Below are 18,252 nucleotides of genomic sequence, written 5' to 3'. Positions count from 1 at the left end.
AGGCGAGATATGTCGATGGGAACGCGGTTCGAGAGGGTGATTGACATCGAGACGGTACCGCGTCACGCCCTCCGCGTTGCGATGCGAGGAAAGACGCGCTCCATAGCCTCGATGGTCTTTTCGATCTCGGCCTCGCCGTGCACCATCGACATGAAGCCACTCTCCAACTGAGCGGGCGCAAATGCCACGCCTTCCGCCAACATTTCGTGGAAGAAGTCGGCGTAGAGCGCCTGATCGCAAGCTTTCGCCGTCTCAAAGTCCACGATGGGGCCGTTATGGAAAAAGAGTCCAAACATACCGCCGATGGCGTGGCCCGTAGCTGGCAGTCCGTACGTCGCCGCGAGTCGACAGAACGCCTCCACAAGCCTGCGCCCGTACGACTCCAGGCGCTCGTAAGCGCCTTCGGCCGCCGCCCGTTTCAGCATGCGAAGCGACGTGAGGCCTGCCGCCATCGCGAGCGGATTCCCGGAGAGCGTGCCCGCCTGGTACACCGGTCCCTCCGGCGCCACGAGCGCCATGAGGTCCTTGCGCCCGCCGTAGGCGCCCACCGGCAATCCCGCGCCGATGACCTTGCCGAACGTCGTCAGATCCGGCAGCACGCCGAACCGCGCCTGCGCTCCGCCAAGGCCGACGCGAAAGCCCGTGATGACTTCGTCGAAGATGAGAAGGGCGCCATAGCGGCGCGTGATCTCCCGCACGGCCTCCAGGTACCCCGGCCGCGGCAGCACACACCCCATGTTGCCCGCCACGGGCTCCAGGATCACGGCCGCGATCTCGTCGCCGCGATCGGCAAACAGCTTCTCCATGGCATCGGCATCGTTGTAGGGCACCGTCAGCGTGCGCTCGGCCACGGACTGGGGGACGCCGGGCGAGTCCGGTAGGCCGAGGGCGGCCACGCCCGATCCCGCCTTGACAAGAAACGAATCGGCGTGCCCGTGATAACAGCCGATGCACTTGACAATGGCCGTCCGCCCCGTGGCGGCGCGGGCCAGGCGGATGGCGCTCATGGTCGCCTCGGTGCCGCTTGAAACCATGCGCACCTTCTCGACCGAGGGGACGAGCTCCACAATCTCCTCCGCCATCTCGGTTTCAAGCTCGGTGGGCACGCCAAAACTCGTCCCGCGCGCTGCCGTGTCAGCAATCGCCCGGACAATATCTGGGTGCGCGTGGCCCCAGATGAGCGGTCCCCAACTCATCAGATAGTCGATATAGCGGTGGCCGTCGATGTCGTACAGGTACGGCCCTTCCCCGCGATCGGCGAAATACGGCGTGCCGCCGACCGCGCGGAACGCCCGGACGGGCGAATTGACGCCCCCCACGAGAACCCGCTTTGCCCGTTCAAAGGCTTGCTTGGAACGCTCCCCGACCATGTCCACCCCTCCTCAGCGCGCCTCTTCCCGCAGCCAGCGGAGCACGTCCGGCGCGTGATACGTGAGAATCAGATCCGCGCCCGCGCGCTTGAACGACGTCATCATTTCCATGACGACCGCCTTTTCGTCGATCCACCCGTGTTGCGCCGCCGCCTTGACCATGCTGTACTCGCCGCTCACATTGTAGGTCGCGATGGGCACGTCAAACGCCGCGCGGAGGCGAGCCGTGACGTCCATGTACGCGAGCGCCGGTTTCACCATCAGCATATCGGCTCCTTCTTCAAGGTCCGATCTCGCCTCGCGCATCGCTTCGCGGCCGTTGGCAGGGTCCATCTGGTAGCTCTTGCGATCGCCAAATTGGGGCGCCGAGTCCGCCGCCTCGCGGAATGGACCGTAAAACGACGACGCGTATTTCACTGCGTACGACAGGACAATGACGTCCTCGAAGCCTCTCGCATCGAGCGCCTCGCGGATGGCTGCGACACGGCCGTCCATCATGTCCGAGGGCGCGACGATGTCCGCACCGGCCTGCGCGTGCGACACGGCCGTCTTGGCCAACAGTTCAAGCGTCGGATCGTTCACAATTTTCCCGTCCCGGACGAGGCCGCATTGGCCCAACGGATTGTACTCGCACAGGCACACGTCCGTCATGACCACGAGATCCGGATTTTCAGCCTTGATGGCGCGAATGGCCTCCTGCACCACGCCGTGCTCATGGTACGCAGAGGAGGAGAGTTCGTCCTTCTCGCGCGGGATGCCAAAGAGGATCACCGACTTCAGGCCGAGTTCCGACAGCGACGCGATTTCCCTTCGCAGCGCGTCCAAGCCGTAGCGGAAAACGCCCGGCATCGAATGGATGGGCGAGGTCCCGTTCAATCCTTCTTGGACGAACATCGGATAGACGAGATCGTCCGCGTGGACGCGATGCTCCCGGACGAGATCGCGCAGATAAGGCGTGCGGCGCAGGCGCCGGTGGCGCCGAAATGGACTCATATCGATCACGCTCCCCTAGGATACAAAGTCTCGAGATGGTGAATCAGCGCTTCGTGCGACGGCTCAGGCGGAGGCTCGAGATGGCGCACGCCCAGCCGGTCGAGCGCGCTCGCGGTGGTCCCGCCGAATGGCAGCCACGCGAAACGCCCAGGCGCGAAGATCAGGTCGCACGCAGGGTGCGCCGCGATGGCGGACACGGCGGAGGGGCTGAACAGGACGACGATGTCGCCTGAGCGTTCCGCTAACTGATCCGCCGCTTGTGGCCGGAGGACGGTGTCATACACAATCCACTCGGTCACGCGGCGCCCGACGCGGCGGAGTTCCTCCGGAAGCACCTCGAGGGCCAGACGCCCGCGCGGGAAGATAAAGCCGACCGGCGGCGGACACGCTTCGAGGAGTCGCTCGGCAAATTCTTTTGCGCCGCGCACGCCGGGAAAGTGCACGGCGTTCGGCGCCACGGCTCGGAGATCGCGCCACGTGGCTGATCCGAGTGCAAAGGCGGCTGGCGCCTCCTGCAGGCGCGTCACCGCCGGTGCACAAGACGCGAGGGCTCGGACGGCCGCGGCCGACGTGAACACCCATGCGTCGTCGCGCGCGGTCACTTCCGCAAGCTGTGTGACCGCCTCGGCGAGCGGTACCGTCTCGATGAGCGGCATGTGCTCCGCGCGAAAGCCGCAATCTCGCAGCGCCGCGGCGAGGACGGCGCCGCGATTTCCAGACTGCGTCACGATGACGTCCGGTCGCGGCATCTCAACCACCTCGCGCAGGTCGAAGCCATGCCTCGGCGCCCTGGCGAAGCATCTCTTCAGCCACTGCGACGCCAAGCGCCCCCGCGTCGTCCCCTGTGCGCTCAAGCTGCAGGTGATGGTTCCCGGAGGGATCGGCGACAAACGCGATCAGGCGCAGCCCGCACCCGACGGATTCAGCGTAGGCGCCGATGGGCACCTGGCAACTGCCCTCGACCCGCGATAGGAACGCGCGCTCTGCTTCAACGGCGCGCGTCGTATCGGGATCCGAGATGGCGGCGAGGTATCGCATCACCTCGTCGTCTTCGGTTCGGCATTCCACGGCAAGCGCGCCCTGCCCCACCGCGGGCACAAATCGATCCACGGGGAGGTACTCCGTGATCTTCCCGGCCAGCCCCAGGCGGTGTAGCCCGCTCGCCGCAAGCACGATGGCATCAAATTGTCCCTCTTCAAGGCGCCGGAGCCGCGTGTCGACGTTGCCGCGCAGCGTGTCCACACAAAGATCCGGCCGAAGGCGGAGGAGGGCCGCCTGCCGGCGCAAACTGCTCGTCCCCACGCGAGCGCCCGACGGCAGATCGAACAGCCCTTGGCCCGTCCGGCTGATCAGGGCATCCCTCGGATCTTCGCGGGGCGGCACGGCCCCAATGGTGAGGCCCTCGCGCAGTTCGAACGGCACGTCCTTGAGGCTGTGTACCGCCAGATCGGCTTGTCCAGTGGCAAGGGCTTCCTCGATATCCGCAACAAACAGCCCCTTGCCGCCTACCTCGGACAGCGCTCGATCCACGATCTCGTCGCCGCGCGTCCGGATGGGCACGAGTTCAAACTCGACGCCAGGCGCCACCCGTCTCAAAAGATCCACCACGTAATTCGTCTGGGTGAGCGCGAGCGCGCTCCGCCTCGTCGCGACTCGTAACGTCCGCAATTCTATCCTCCCTCGGGTCATGGCAGCCTTCCGCCGACAAACAGCAAATTGGAGAGCACCGCGACAAAGCAGATGACCTGAAACACCATCATGGCGCGGGTCGCAACTCTCCGGCGCATCCGCCAGACCAAGTAGCTGACATATAGCATGAGACAAAACGCAGTCACCATAAACTTGGGCCATGTCAGCAGCCATTGGTGAAGCACTCTATCGCCCCACCAGAGCCCCGTCACCACGGCCAGAAACAGCAAACCTGCCCCCGTCGCGCTCGCAAACAGCGACAAGCTGTCGAGCGTGGCGAGCGAAGGCAGGTGCAGGTACCAGCGGTCGAACAGGCGCCGGCGAAGGCGCTCCTCAAGCACGAGGTGCATGAGTGCAAAGGAAAAGCTGAACGCAAAGGCCGTGTCCCCGAGCACCGCCAGCGCGACGTGGAGCGCGAGAAGGCTCGACGCAGGAAGAAACGGCGTGTTCGACTGCGCCTGCAGACCTCCCGCCAGAAGAGCGAGGCCAAACCCTACCGCGTTCAACAGGAGCGCCACGGGGCTCCAAGCGGCGCCGCGCCCCATCGCCACCGTGACGGTGATCATGAGCCACGCGATGAACAAGGCGAGATCGCCACGAGAATAGTCCGCCGCGCCACGCAGGGAGGCCAAGCGCGCGAGAAACACAGCTGTCACGAGTGCGAAGGACGCTACATACAGCCCATAACCGACGCGCGGAGAGAAAGGTGTCGCCCGCGCGAACGACCAGCCGGACCACACGAGCGCCAACGCATACGCAACCATGCTCAGGACATACCACGTCCCCATGTCTATCGCTCACCCTAGGAGAGCGCCGGCCGCCGGGCAGCGTCGGCGGCATAGGAAGAGCCTTGTCCCCACTCGACGCGAACGCGGTTGTGGCCCGTTTCGGGCTCTAGGCCAAACAGCGCGGCGAGCGTCTCCGCGTAACCGGGGTCGCCCGACTGCAGCGACAACTCCTTGACGTTTTTCACAGGTTCCCTCAGCAGTTGGTGAACGATGCTCATCATGTGCTTGTGAATGACTTTCTGATCTCGCTCGCTGAGGTGAGGGAGTTTGCGCACGAGGCTCGCCATGACCTCGCGCTCGATGGCCTCTCCGCGCTGATGCAGTGCGGCAATCACGGGTACGACCTCCTGCTCCGCCAACCATCGAGAGAAGGCGCGGACGCTCTCGTCAATCATCGCTTCGACCGCAGCCTCCTGGCGAGCGCGCTCCTCGAGATTCGCGGCGACCACGCCCTCGAGATCGTCCACATCGTACAGGTAAGCCGACGTCCAACGCGACACCTCGGGATCCACGTCGCGCGGGACGGCAATGTCCAGGATGACAAGCGGCCGTCCACGGCGCGACGTCATGGCATTCGCAACCATTTCCTGCGTCACCACGTAGCGCCCTCGGCCGATGGCACTTAGCACCACATCCGCGCGGATCAGCGCTTCTGCAAGCCCTACCTCATCCAAGGGCCGCGCGTCACCACCGACTTCAGCGGCGAGCGCCTGCGCCCTTTCCAGCGTCCGGTTGAAGATGAGGAGGGACTTCGGCTGGTGTGCGGCGAAATGGCGCGCGGCGAGTCCTGCCATATGACCAGCGCCAATCACGACGACCTGTTTATCCCGAAGCTCCCCAAGCACCTTGCGCGCAAGCTGCACAGCGGCGTAACTCACAGACACAGCTTCTCGCCCGATGGATGTCTCTGTCTGAGCCCGCTTGCCCACATGGATGACTTCGCGGAACAGCCGGTTCAACACAGAACCTGTTGCGCCCTCCTCGAGCGACAACTGGTACGCATCGCGCACCTGGCCCAGGATCTGCGTCTCGCCAAACACCACCGAGTCGAGCCCACAAGCGACCCGCATGGCGTGCCGCACCGCATCTTCCCCTTCCCGGACGTAGGCGTACCGCTTGAGCAAGTCTCGATCCACGCCGGTGAGGCGGGCGACGGCGGACAGCGCAAAGTCGGATCCGGCCCGTGCGCTCGGGCCGAGGCCATAAACCTCGAGGCGATTGCACGTCGATACCACGACGCTCTCCAGCACAGTTCGCGAATCGCGGAGCTGCGTCAAAACGTGACGAACCTCGGCCTCACCGAGGCTCACGCGCTCACGCAGTTCCACGGGCGCTGTTTTGTGGCTGAGCCCCACAACAAAGATCTTCACACGCGTCACCCCCACGTCCTATCCCATTATAGAGCAGCAGGAGCGCCTGCCCAAGGGCTTCGGCCCATCGGGTGTGACGCTCCCTTGAACGTTGTTGAGAGGGGCCCATGGTGGAATAGCCCACCCTCACGTCTCTCGTCTCTCTGGATCTGCCGCGGTGAAGGAGATGGCGGGATCGGACGACTCGCCCGGGGCGCTCGACGCGCGTGTTTCCGCGAGATCGCCTTCCATCACAGCCCACAGCGCTTCCAGTCCCGTTCGCTTCTCGGCGGAGACCGGCCAGATGTCCACCGGTGTGCGAAGCGTCTCGCGGATGACCTTCACGTGTTTCGGGATATGGCTTTTCCCTATCTTATCCGCCTTGGTCGCCACCACGGACACGGGCACGCCCAGCTCGAGCAGGGCGGTGTGGACCGCGACGTCGTCCTTCGTGGGCTCGTGCCGAATGTCGATGAGATGAAAGATCCGGCGCAGGCAGTCGCGTTGATTCAAATAGCGGTCGATCATCACCGCGAACCGCTCCCGCTCCTGCTTGCTCACGGCGGCGTAGCCATAACCGGGAAGATCGACAAACCGAAACGATCCGTTGACGAGGTAGAAATTGATCTGGCGCGTCTTTCCAGGTTGTGACGAGACGCGCGCAAGTTGCTTTCGGTTCAACAGCCGATTGAGCAACGTGGATTTTCCCACGTTGCTGCGGCCGAGAAATGCAAATTCGGGTAACCTCGTCTTTGGCCACTGATCCGGCCGAACGGTCACCGCTTCTAATTCGGCACTGCGGATAATCACTGGTGCGCCTCGCCTCCTCCGAATCGGCTGTCCGACCACACGTCAGCCCACCAAGGTTCGTCCGCCAGAGAACCTCCAGCGTGATCGAGCGGATTGTCCACCAGTGCCAGGCGCAAGACCTCGTCCATGTGGGAGACAGGGATAAACTCGACTTCCGACTTCACGAGGTCCGGCACGTCGTCCAAATCCTTGACGTTTCCCTTCGGGATCAGAATGGTCCGGATCCCGGCGCGGTGAGCCGCAAGGCTCTTCTCTTTGAGCCCCCCAATGGGCAGAACCCTCCCGCGCAACGTGATTTCGCCCGTCATCGCCACGTCTCGGCGCGCCTTGACGTGCGTGAGCGCGGAGACGAGGGCGGTGGCCATCGTGATGCCCGCCGAAGGCCCGTCCTTGGGAATGGCGCCCTCTGGGACGTGGATGTGAATGTCCACTTTTTCGTGGAAATCCGGCGGAAGCCGGAGGGCTCGGCTGCGCGAGCGCACGTACGATAAGGCCGTCTGCGCGCTCTCCTTCATGACGTCGCCCAGCTGGCCCGTCAGCACAAGTTTTCCAGATCCAGGAACAATTGAGACTTCGACGAGCAGCAGATCTCCGCCCATTTCCGTCCACGCAAGCCCCGCCACAACGCCGACCTGATCCTCCGCCTCCATCTCGCCGAACTCATACTTGTGAGGCCCCAGATACGACCGCAGGACGGAACTCGTGACCGTCACGCGCTTCGCCTCTCCAGCGGCCACCGCTCGGGCCACCTTCCGGCATACGGCTGCCAACTGCCGGTCCAACTGTCGCACGCCTGCCTCGCGCGTGTAGTGCCGAATGATCTCCAGCAACACGTCGTCCGACATGCGAATGCGATCTCCCTTGAGCGCGTGGGCGGCTCGCTGCTTCGGCAGCAGGTGCTCTCTGGCGATATGGAGTTTCTCGATCTCCGTGTAACCCGAGAGCTGAATGACCTCCATGCGATCCCGCAGCGGTCCAGGGATCTGGTATACGTTGTTGGCGGTCGTAATGAACAGCACGTTGGACAAGTCGTACGGGATTTCGATGTAGTGGTCGGAAAACGCGTGATTCTGCTCGGGATCGAGCACTTCAAGCAGCGCTGAGGCTGGATCGCCGCGAAAATCGCTCGCCATCTTGTCGATCTCGTCGAGCAAAAACACCGGGTTGATGACGCCGGCCTGCCGCATGCCCTGGAGAATTCGCCCAGGCATGGAACCGATGTAGGTCCGGCGATGGCCTCGGATTTCGGCCTCGTCCCGTACGCCGCCGAGCGACACGCGCACAAACGGCCGCTTGAGCGACTTCGCGATAGACCGCGCCAGCGACGTCTTTCCCACGCCCGGAGGACCGGCCAGGCAAATGATAGGGCCGGCCTGCTTGTCGGTGAGCGCCTGCACTGCGATGAATTCCAGGATGCGCTCCTTCACCTTGTCGAGGCCGTAATGTTCCTCGTTCAGGATGCGCTCTGCTCGCGCGACGTCTGCAGTTGACTTGGCCGATTCCAGCCAGGGCAGCGCAAGCAACCATTCGACGTAATTGCGAACCACGGTGCCCTCGGCCGATGCAGGTGGAATTCGTTCCAAGCGAGCGATTTCCTTTTCCACCCGATCCCGCACGTCGTCGGGCATGGGTTTGGCGGCGAGCTTTTCGCGAAGTTCATCGACCTCAGCCTGGCGCCCCTCCTTGTCGCCGAGCTCCCGCTGGATGGCCTTCATTTGCTCGCGCAAGTAATACTCCTTCTGAGTCCGCTCCATCTGCTTGCGCACGCGCTGGTGAATCTTTCGCTCGAGCTCCAGGACTTCGCGCTCGTCGGAGAGGATCTGCAGTAGGCGCTCGAGGCGCTTCTCGATGTCGAACGCCTCGAGGATGTCCTGTTTCTCCCGCACCTTCAAAGGCAGGTGCGATGCCACGGCGTCCGCAAACTGGCCCGGATGCGACATGTCTACCACGGTCGCGTACGTGTCGAGATCGAGCTTGCGGGACAACCGCACGTACTGTTCAAACTGCTGGGTGACCGAACGGCGCATCGCCTCGATGGCGGGCGTGGTGGGAACCTCCTCTGGTTCTTCATACGTCTCCACGCGCACGGTGAAGGATTTCTCTTCGGAGACAAACTCGCGCACCACGGCGCGCTTAAGCCCCTCGACCAGCACGCGGATGGTCCCGTTCGGCAACTTGAGCATCTGCTTCACGCGCGCGAGCGTACCGACCCGGTACAGGTCGTCAGCCGACGGATCGTCCACCTGCCCGTCCTCCTGAGAAGCCAGCACAATGAGGTGGTCGTTCGACACCGCCTGCTCAAGTGCGCGGACCGACTTCGGCCGACCGACGTCAAAATGCAGCACCATGCCCGGGAACACGAGCAGGCCGCGGAGCGGCAACAGCGGGTATACGTCCTTGGTCTCTGGCGCCGAATGCCCCTCGGTCACCATGCCCCCACCTCCGAACTCTCTCCCTGACGATGCCCTTCATTGTATCCAATCGCCGCGGCAAAGTCGAACGCGTCACGACGCTCATTGTGCGAGAGGTTTCTGGATCATGGCCGCGGCAACGTCGGACCGGACGCCATGATCGTCAAGGCCGCTCACCAGCGAGAGGCGCAACACATCCTCCAGCCGCTCGACGGGGACCACCTGGATGTCCGCGCGTTGGCGAAAGGACTCCTGCCAATTCGCCTTCGGAATCAATACGACCTTCGCGCCCGCTTCTGCCGCCGCGGCGATCTTGGCCGTCACGCCGCCGACCGGTCGGACCAAGCCCAGAATGGAGAGTTCCCCCGTCATGGCCACGGTATGCAGCACAGGCTCCATCCGGACGGCCGAATAAATGGCGACCGCCATGGCGACGCCCGCACTCGGCCCATCGACGGGCACGCCGCCCGGAAAGTTCACGTGCAAGTGATAATCAGTCGCTCGAATGCCGTACAGGCGTTCCAACGTCGTCAAGACGTTTTCCAACGAAGACTTGGCCATACTCTTGCGGCGGATGGATCGATCGCGCCCGCCAATGGTCTCCTCCTCCACGAGGCCGGTGATGATCAGACGGCCGTCTCCATCCGGCGCAGGCGTGGCTGTCACTTCAATCTCAAGTAACATGCCGAGCTGAGGTCCGTACACCGCGAGGCCGTTCACGACACCCACTTGGGGCTTGTCTGCGATCTTCCTGTCTGGGCGGGGCGTGAGACGGCTGAACTCGACGACCCATTCAATGTCCTCTCGACGGATGGACGATCGCTTTTCCATCATCGCGAGGCTACCCGCCATCTGAACGAGGTTGACGGCGTCACGCCCGTTGGTGGCATAATCGGCGACGGTATCCGCCACGCCCTCTTCGAAGGGCATGCCTAGCTTCTCCGCCGCGCCTTCGGCCACCTGGCGAATCTCTTCACGCGTAAGGGCGCGGAAGAAGATTTCCACGCAGCGCGAACGGAGCGCCGGCGGCAACTCCTCGGGCGATCGCGTCGTCGCGCCAACCAGCCTGAAATCGGCGGGCAAACCGTTTTGGAAGATGTCGTGGATGTGCACCGGGATGTTGGTATCCTCACTGCTGTAGTACGCGCTCTCGAGGAACACCTTCCGGTCCTCGAGCACCTTCAGCAGCTTGTTCATCTGAATCGGATGGAGTTCCCCAATCTCGTCGATAAACAGCACTCCGCCGTGCGCCTTGGTGACTGCACCCTGCTTCGGTTGTGGAATGCCCGCAATCCCCATTGCGCCCGCGCCCTGATAAATGGGATCGTGTACGGAACCGATTAACGGGTCGGCAATTCCACGTTCGTCGAAGCGCGCCGTGGTCGCGTCGATCTCGATGAACTTCGCGTCCGGTTTAAAGGGCGAGCCCGGCGTCCGCTTGGCCTCTTCGAGAATCAAGCGCGCAGCTGCGGTCTTCCCCACGCCAGGCGGTCCATAGATGATGACGTGCTGCGGGTTGGGACCGCACAGTGCTGCGCGAAGCGCGCGCACGCCGTCGTGCTGGCCGATGATATCGTCAATTCTCTGCGGTCTGGTGCGCTCCGCGAGCGGCTCCGTGAGCGAGATGGCGCGCATCCGACGCAGCTTCTCCAGCTCTTTCTTAGACTCGCGCTCGATAGCGTGTCGGCTCTGATTCTGGGTGCGAAGCAAATTCCAAAAATACATCCCAATCACGAGCGCGAAGAACAGTTGTACGGCTGCCAGAATACTGGCCGTCATCCGGATCCCTCCCTCTTCCTGCTGCGCTATGCAGTATTGCCTTGCAGGAAGAGGGATAAACGAAAAGCCAGCCCGCTGGGGCTGGCCCGGAACCGCCGTCAGGCGGTCTCTTCTCGCTGGAACGGGATGACCGTGCCGTCTTTACGAAGGACGATAGGCGGTCCCTCGCGCAACACGGCAGCCTTCGTAATAATGCACTTTTGCACGTCATCGCGCGAGGGCAATTCATACATCACGTCAAGCATAATCGACTCGATGATTGCCCTCAGCCCGCGCGCACCGGTGCCTCGCCGGATGGCCTCTTTGGCAATGGTCTCAAGCGCGTCCTCGTGAAACTCAAGCACGACATTATCCATATCAAGGAGCTTTTGGAACTGCTTCACAATCGCATTTTTGGGCTCCGTCAGGATGCGCTTCAAGGCTTCTTCGTCGAGGGCATCCAGCGTCGCGATCACGGGCAGGCGCCCAATAAACTCCGGGATCAACCCAAACTTCAACAGGTCTTCCGGCAACACATGCTGAAGAATGGCGGAATCCTTGGTCTCGCTCGAAGCCGATCCCGCCGCACCGAACCCGATGACCTTGCTGCCGAGCCGGCGCTTGATGATGGTCTCCAGGCCGTCGAACGCGCCTCCGCAGATGAACAGGATGTTCGTCGTGTCGATCTGGATGAACTCCTGATGCGGATGCTTCCTCCCACCCTGCGGCGGCACGCTCGCGATGGTGCCCTCCAGGATCTTCAGCAGCGCCTGTTGCACGCCTTCGCCCGAGACGTCGCGCGTGATGGACGGATTTTCCGACTTGCGCGCAATCTTGTCGATCTCGTCGATATAAATGATCCCGCGCTCCGCCTTCTCGATATCGTAGTCGGCCGCCTGGATCAGCTTCAGCAAGATGTTCTCCACGTCTTCGCCGACGTACCCGGCTTCGGTGAGCGACGTCGCGTCCGCGATGGCAAACGGGACGTTCAGCGTGCGCGCCAACGTCTGCGCGAGCAACGTCTTCCCGCTGCCCGTAGGCCCAATGAGCAAGATATTGCTCTTCGACAGTTCCACGTCGTCGTTCTTCTGCGAGCCCGCGTTGATGCGCTTGTAGTGGTTATACACCGCCACGGACAGCGCCCGCTTGGCGTGTTCTTGACCAATGACATATTGATCCAAAACCGCCTTGATCTCGGTCGGCTTCGGCACATCCTTCAACTCGAACTCGTCGTCTTCACCGAGCTGTTCCTCGACAATCTCGTTGCACAGCTCGATGCACTCGTCACAGATATATACGCCGGGGCCAGCAACCAACTTCCGCACCTGCTCCTGCGTCTTACCGCAGAAGGAGCACTTCAGTTGGCCCTTCTCCTCGTTAAATTTGAACATGGTTCGTTCCCCTCCTCTTACGAGGTTACCACACCGGCCGCACAAGGCAAAGACATCCGATTCCCACCTTCACCGAACCGGATGCAGCGGATGCAACACTTCGTCAATCAGACCATAGGCTTTCGCCTCTTCGGCCGTCATGAAGTGGTCGCGATCCGTGTCCCTCTCGATGACCTCGAGCGGTTGCCCCGTCCGTTCGGAAAGCAGGCGATTCAGCTTATCCTTCGTCTTCAAAATCCATTCGGCATGGATTTTGATGTCCGAAGCCTGGCCCTCGACGCCGCCGAGCGGCTGGTGAATCATGATCTCTGCATTCGGCAGGGCGTACCGTTTTCCCTTCTCACCCGCCGCCAACAGGAACGCGCCCATGCTCGCGGCCATGCCGATGCACAGCGTGGACACCGCCGGGCGGATGTGCTGCATGGTATCGTATATGGCCATGCCTGCGGTCACAGAACCGCCTGGGCTGTTGATGTACATCTGAATGTCCTTCTCAGGATCGTCGGCCGCCAGGAACAGAAGCTGTGCGACGATCGAGTTCGCGACCTGATCGTCGATCGGCGTTCCCAGGATCACGATCCGATCCTTCAGCAAGCGAGAATAAATGTCGTACGTCCGCTCGCCGCGGCTCGTTTGTTCGATCACGTACGGAATCGGATAATACATGCAACAGCCTCCCTCTCCCTGCGGCCATGTAGAGGACAAGACAAGGCTCTGGCCTTGTCTTGTCCTGAACTCGCCTCGATCAGTTGTCGGTCGGCGGCACGATCTTCGCGTGGTCCACCAACAGGCGCACCGTCTTGCGCGTCTTCAGATCCGCCCGCAAGCTCACGAGCTCTGGGTCACGGAAACTCAGGAGCTGACGCACCCGGTCCGCCTCTAGGCCGGTCTGCTCGGCCATGCGCGCAATCTCTTGTTGGACGTCTTCCTCGGTGACTTCCACCTTCTCGGCCTCAGCGATGGCTTCGAGCACAAGGCTCGTGCGAACGTTTTGCTCCGCCAGCCCGCGGTACTGATCACGCAGCTCCTCCATCGTCAATCCCGTGAACTCAAGATACGCGTCGAGCGGAATCTGCTGCATTTGCAACTGTTGCGCAAAGTGGCCAATTTGGTGGTCGATCTCCCGCTCAATCATGACCGGCGGGATCTCCATCGTGGCCCGCTCAGTCGCCTTTCTCACAACTTCATTCTCAATATATCGCTCGTGCTCGAGTTTTGCCCGCTCTTCGAGTTTCTTGCGAAGATCGGCCATGTATTCATCGACCGTTTGGAATTCGCTGATCTCCTGCACGAACTCGTCGTTCAGCTCACGCAGCACGGGCCGCCGGATCTCATGCAGCTTGACGTGGAAGCGCGCCACCTTGCCGCGCAAAGACTTCACGTGGTAATCCTCCGGGAAGGTGACCTCGATGTCGCGCTCTTCACCGGGCTTCATGCCTATCAGCTGATCTTCAAACCCCGCGACGAGCGCCCCACTGCCAATCTCCAAGCGGAAGCCTTCCGCCTCTCCGCCTTCGAAAGGCTCGCCATCGACGGTCCCTTCGAAATCGATGGTGACCACGTCGCCCTTCTCAACCGCCCCATCCTCGACGGTCTCGATCTGAGCATGACTCCGGAGGACATTCTGAACCTCTTGTTCGACGTCCTGGTCGGTGACCTCGAAGACCTTGTCTTCCACTTCGATGCCCTTGTACTCGCCGAGTTGAACCTCGGGTTTCACGGTGACGGTCGCCTTAAAGATGAAAGGCTTCCCGTTCTCCACCTGCACGACGTCGACCGAAGGCTGATCAACCGGCTCAATGCCCGTCTCCATGACGGCTTCTTGATAGGCCTGCGGCAAGAGGATGTTGACCGCGTCCTCGTACAACGACTCCACGCCAAACCGCTTCTCGAACAGCTTGCGCGGAACTTTCCCCTTCCGGAAACCTGGAAGGACAACGCGCTTCACGACGCGTTTAAAAGCCTCATCTAGCGCTTGGGCGAATCGCTCGCTGTCGACCTCCACTTCGAGCACACCCACATTTGCGCCAGTCTTTTCCCACTTCGCTGCCATTCAACCGATCCTCCTAACTGTGTCCCACAAACCATCCGACGAACCCGCGTGCGCGCGTTCGCGGTCACCACTCTCGCTTGAACCGCGTGCGAGGCCCATCTGTGAATTGAGCACCCCGGTGGGTGCTCATGGCTTGCCCGCGTGGCGTCTCAGGAGGGATTTGAACCCCCGACCCGCGGTTTAGAAGACCGCTGCTCTATCCCCTGAGCTACTGAGACACGAATGGAGCGGGTGAGGGGAGTCGAACCCCCGCCGCCAGCTTGGAAGGCTGGAGTTCTACCGTTGAACTACACCCGCATATCATACCACCTTCGATAGTTTAGTCGATCAGGCAGGGGATATCAAGATAGCGCCTTCCCGACGTGGTTCACGTCCATTCGTCTCAGGTCATTTCAGGAATGCGGGCCAATAACTCGCGCACGGCCCGCGCGCGATGAGAGAACTGGTGCTTCTCCGCGGCGGACATCTCCGCGAATCGGCGCAACGCTCCCTGCGGAGAAAACAGCGGATCGTATCCAAATCCGTGTTCTCCCCTCGGCTCGTCATAGACGACGCCGTCCACCCGCGATTCAACCTCCAACATGACCCGATCCTTGCGAGCGAGGACAAGCGCGCAGGCAAACCATGCTTCAGCTTGCCGAAGCCCCCTGGAGCGAAGCGCCTGGACGAGCTTGTCGTTGTTGGCGCCATCATCCGCGCCTTCCCCCGCGTAGCGCGCCGAATGTACACCCGGCTCGCCGCCAAGCGCGGGAACCACAAGCCCGGAATCGTCGGCGAGTACGGGATCCTCGACGTATGCCGCGTAAAACAGCGCCTTTTGACGCGCGTTCTCTAAGAAGGTTTCACCCGTTTCAGGCGCCTTCGGCAGCCCTGAAGGGAGAGGCACAAGTTCCACTCGACCCCCAAGGATCTCCGCGAACTCTCGAACCTTGTTCCGATTCTGCGTGGCCATTACGATGCGCATCTGCACCACCTCCTCACGGCGCGACCTGTTGCAAGGGCTCCGCAGGTAGGGGAAGCGACACATGGCGGACGGCGCGATCGCCAGGCGTTTCGCCGAACCAAGTCGCCAGGGCCATGCGGAGGCTCGCCGTATCTCCAGTCGTCAAAAAGCAGGCGTCCGGTTCGCCATCATCCGGAGCCTGAAGGCCGCGCTCGGCGAGCCATCGCGCGACCCGCTCTGCAGTGGCGTCGGCTGACGAAATGACGCGGATGGACGGACCCAAAACCCGCCGAATGACCGGCATGAGCAGCGGATAATGGGTGCACCCGAGCACTAGGGTGTCGATGCCCTGACGGAGGAGCGGCTGAAGCGATTCGCGCACCACAGCCTCCACGGCCTCGCCTTCCACGTGCCCCTGTTCGACCAGTGGAACAAAAAGCGGACACGCTACCTCGACGACAGAGACATCCGGGCGAAGGGCTCGGAGCGCCTGGGCGTACGCATGGCTTGAGACGGTCACCGAAGTGCCGATGACGCCAATTCGCCCGGTTTCGCTCGCCTCTACCGCCTGGGACGCCCCGGGCTCGATCACGCCCACGACGCCGATGCCGAGCTCGTGCTTCAGGCGCGACAGCGCGACGGCTGTCGCCGTATTGCAGGCGACCACGAGCAGCTTGATGCCGAGGCGCTCCAGGTAACGCCCGATTTCGAGCGCAAAGCGTTCCACTTCGGCTGGGTCCCGATCGCCATAGGGACAACGGGCGCGATCGCCGAAGTACACCATGGATTCGTGGGGCAGGCGGCGCTTCATCGCGTGAAAGACCGTCAGCCCCCCGATGCCGGAATCAAACACGCCGATAGGGCGATGCGCGCAGTCCATGTTCCCCACTCCTCTAAGTTCAAACACCCGCGTACCTCGGCTCTACGAGCGACGGTTACGAATTACCCATATTCGTCAGAAGAAGATCGAGTGCTTGTAGGATGGCGCGGCGCTGCTCAATGGAGACATGTTTCAAAATCGAATCGAGGTAGGCCCGGCGCGCGGAGAGCACCGCTTCAATGACCTGCGCGCCCTTGTCCCGGAGTTGCACACGAACGACGCGCCGATCCACGAGATCCCGCTGGCGGGCCACATACCCAGCGCGCTCCAGCCTGTCCACCAAGTCAGTAGTCGTGCTGTACGCGAGATACAGCTTGGCCGACAACTCGCCGATGGTCAACTCGCCCTCATTGTACAGCGTGATAAGCGCATCAAACTGGGGCGACGTGAGGTCGTAGTCTTTCAACAGAACCCTGCCGCGGCGACGCACCGTGGCGGCGACGAGGCGCAATGCCTTTTCAATTTCCTCAACAAAGGGACTGTAGTCTGCCAAAGGATACCCACATCCTGTCCTGGCCCAGAGTCCAATAAATCGTACCATTGCCCACTTTTTTCGGTCAACGGGATCGGGCATCAAGAAAGGGCGCCGGTGGCGCCCCAACCTGTTGTCCTTGAACTATTCTTCAAACGGCCACGCCGGAAGTCGGCGCGACAGCGGTTTGTCTCGTCGGTATCCGAGCGCGTACTCCGCCTGCAGGATGGTGTGGATCTCGCGCGTCCCCTCATAAATCACCGGCGCCTTGGCATTTCGCAGGTACCTCTCCACCGGATACTCGTTCGAATACCCGTAGGCGCCGTGAATCTGAACCGCGTCCGACGCCGCCTCCCATGCTGCGTCACACGCCACCCACTTCGCGAGCGAAGTTTCGCGCGTGTTCGGCAAGCCCTGGTTCTTCAGCCACCCAGCGCGGTAAACCAGCAAGCGAGAGATGTCCAGGTTCGCGGCCATCTTCGCAATCATCTGCTGCACCAACTGATGCCTGCCGATGGGCTGGCCAAACGTCTCGCGCTCGTGACAATACTTGACCGATGCCTCGAGGCAAGCCGCGATGCATCCGCAGGCCCCGGCCGCCACCGTGAAACGCCCGTTGTCGAGCGCGGACATGGCAATTTTGAAACCTTCGCCCTCTTCTCCAAGGCGATTCTCGACTGGAACGCGGACGTGATCGAAGAACAGTTCCCCCGTATTGCCCGCGCGAATGCCGAGCTTGCCCTTGATCGATCTCGTCGAGAACCCTTCCCAGCCGCGCTCCACGATGAACGCCGTGATCCCGTGGTGCTTCTTTGAGCGATCCGTGTACGCAAAGACCAGGAAATGATCCGCGACGTCGGCGAGCGAAATCCAGATCTTTGAACCGTTCAAAATGTAGAAATCTCCGTCCCGCACGGCGGTCGTCCTCATCGCAGCCACGTCCGACCCCGCGTTCGGCTCCGTGAGTCCAAACGCCCCGATTTTCTCGCCGCGCGCCTGAGGAACCAAGTACTTTTGCTTCTGCTCCTCGGTTCCCCACTGAAGCAGCGTGAGCGAATTGAGACCCGTGTGAACCGAGACGGCCGTTCGAAACGCGATGTCTCCGCGTTCGAGCTCTTCACAGACAATGGCGAGCGTATTGTAGTCCATCCCGGCGCCGCCGTACTTCTCGGGAATACACACGCCCATGAGCCCCAGCTCTGCCAGCCGCCGGAGCACACCTGGCTCAAAGTGCTGCTTCTCGTCCCACTCGCGGATGTAGGGCAAGATCTCCTCGTCCACGAACTTGCGGACCACATCCCGAACCGCCATCTGTTCTTGCGACAGGCTGAAATCCATGACACAC

The 18,252-nt window shown here is 62.2% G+C and carries 16 protein-coding genes and 2 tRNA genes; all 18 read right to left on the bottom strand.

Annotated elements, in window-relative coordinates:
- Nucleotides 1-62: 62 nt before the first annotated feature.
- Nucleotides 63-1,370: a glutamate-1-semialdehyde 2,1-aminomutase gene (gene hemL / locus AC27E8_RS03300; RefSeq protein ID WP_487098055.1), complete on the bottom strand. Its 1,308-nt coding sequence runs from the start codon at nucleotides 1,368-1,370 to the stop codon at nucleotides 63-65.
- A 12-nt stretch (nucleotides 1,371-1,382) separates the two neighbouring features.
- Nucleotides 1,383-2,363, bottom strand: a complete 981-nt coding sequence (hemB, locus tag AC27E8_RS03295) for a porphobilinogen synthase (RefSeq protein WP_487098057.1) — start codon at nucleotides 2,361-2,363, stop codon at nucleotides 1,383-1,385.
- A 5-nt stretch (nucleotides 2,364-2,368) separates the two neighbouring features.
- Nucleotides 2,369-3,112: a uroporphyrinogen-III synthase gene (locus tag AC27E8_RS03290; RefSeq protein ID WP_487098059.1), complete on the bottom strand. Its 744-nt coding sequence runs from the start codon at nucleotides 3,110-3,112 to the stop codon at nucleotides 2,369-2,371.
- Between the two features lies 1 nt (nucleotide 3,113).
- Nucleotides 3,114-4,031: a hydroxymethylbilane synthase gene (gene hemC, locus AC27E8_RS03285; RefSeq protein ID WP_487098061.1), complete on the bottom strand. Its 918-nt coding sequence runs from the start codon at nucleotides 4,029-4,031 to the stop codon at nucleotides 3,114-3,116.
- A gap of 17 nt (nucleotides 4,032-4,048) precedes the next feature.
- Entirely contained in the window at nucleotides 4,049-4,840 is a 792-nt protein-coding gene (ccsA, locus tag AC27E8_RS03280; protein WP_487098063.1) for a cytochrome c biogenesis protein CcsA, read from the bottom strand.
- Nucleotides 4,841-4,854: 14 nt separating this feature from the next.
- Nucleotides 4,855-6,210 (bottom strand): glutamyl-tRNA reductase, encoded by a 1,356-nt coding sequence (gene hemA, locus AC27E8_RS03275; RefSeq protein ID WP_487098064.1) that lies wholly within the window; start codon nucleotides 6,208-6,210, stop codon nucleotides 4,855-4,857.
- 126 nt (nucleotides 6,211-6,336) lie between these two features.
- Nucleotides 6,337-6,999 (bottom strand): ribosome biogenesis GTP-binding protein YihA/YsxC, encoded by a 663-nt coding sequence (gene yihA, locus AC27E8_RS03270; RefSeq protein WP_487098066.1) that lies wholly within the window; start codon nucleotides 6,997-6,999, stop codon nucleotides 6,337-6,339.
- Nucleotides 6,996-9,431, bottom strand: a complete 2,436-nt coding sequence (gene lon, locus AC27E8_RS03265; protein WP_487098068.1) for an endopeptidase La — start codon at nucleotides 9,429-9,431, stop codon at nucleotides 6,996-6,998. The genes yihA and lon overlap by 4 nt, the downstream gene beginning before the upstream one ends.
- 81 nt (nucleotides 9,432-9,512) lie before the next feature.
- A complete protein-coding gene (gene lonB, locus AC27E8_RS03260; protein WP_487098070.1) occupies nucleotides 9,513-11,189 on the bottom strand; it encodes an ATP-dependent protease LonB in 1,677 nt (558 codons plus the stop codon).
- A 98-nt stretch (nucleotides 11,190-11,287) separates the two neighbouring features.
- Complete coding sequence (gene clpX / locus AC27E8_RS03255) at nucleotides 11,288-12,559, bottom strand: ATP-dependent protease ATP-binding subunit ClpX (protein WP_008340896.1); 1,272 nt, start codon at nucleotides 12,557-12,559, stop codon at nucleotides 11,288-11,290.
- A gap of 69 nt (nucleotides 12,560-12,628) precedes the next feature.
- Nucleotides 12,629-13,225, bottom strand: a complete 597-nt coding sequence (gene clpP, locus AC27E8_RS03250; protein ID WP_012811146.1) for an ATP-dependent Clp endopeptidase proteolytic subunit ClpP — start codon at nucleotides 13,223-13,225, stop codon at nucleotides 12,629-12,631.
- Nucleotides 13,226-13,304: 79 nt separating this feature from the next.
- Nucleotides 13,305-14,612, bottom strand: coding sequence for a trigger factor (gene tig / locus AC27E8_RS03245; protein WP_487098071.1), 1,308 nt, complete (start codon nucleotides 14,610-14,612; stop codon nucleotides 13,305-13,307).
- 142 nt (nucleotides 14,613-14,754) lie between these two features.
- A tRNA-Arg gene (locus tag AC27E8_RS03240) sits at nucleotides 14,755-14,830 on the bottom strand.
- Nucleotides 14,831-14,835: 5 nt separating this feature from the next.
- Nucleotides 14,836-14,909: transfer RNA gene (locus tag AC27E8_RS03235), tRNA-Gly, on the bottom strand.
- Between the two features lie 85 nt (nucleotides 14,910-14,994).
- Nucleotides 14,995-15,576, bottom strand: coding sequence for an RdgB/HAM1 family non-canonical purine NTP pyrophosphatase (gene rdgB / locus AC27E8_RS03230; protein WP_487098073.1), 582 nt, complete (start codon nucleotides 15,574-15,576; stop codon nucleotides 14,995-14,997).
- 13 nt (nucleotides 15,577-15,589) lie between these two features.
- Nucleotides 15,590-16,435: a glutamate racemase gene (gene murI, locus AC27E8_RS03225; protein WP_487098074.1), complete on the bottom strand. Its 846-nt coding sequence runs from the start codon at nucleotides 16,433-16,435 to the stop codon at nucleotides 15,590-15,592.
- Nucleotides 16,436-16,490: 55 nt separating this feature from the next.
- Nucleotides 16,491-16,928 carry a MarR family winged helix-turn-helix transcriptional regulator gene (locus AC27E8_RS03220; RefSeq protein WP_014464711.1) on the bottom strand — a complete coding sequence of 146 codons (438 nt, stop codon included), beginning with the start codon at nucleotides 16,926-16,928 and terminating at the stop codon, nucleotides 16,491-16,493.
- Nucleotides 16,929-17,051: 123 nt separating this feature from the next.
- Nucleotides 17,052-18,245 (bottom strand): acyl-CoA dehydrogenase family protein, encoded by a 1,194-nt coding sequence (locus AC27E8_RS03215; protein ID WP_487098076.1) that lies wholly within the window; start codon nucleotides 18,243-18,245, stop codon nucleotides 17,052-17,054.
- Nucleotides 18,246-18,252: the final 7 nt, after the last annotated feature.

This window comes from Alicyclobacillus sp. CIJ1, from assembly GCF_057538885.1.
The sequence above is the reverse complement of the archived record's forward strand: the minus strand, read 5'-3'. Positions and strand labels throughout refer to the sequence as shown.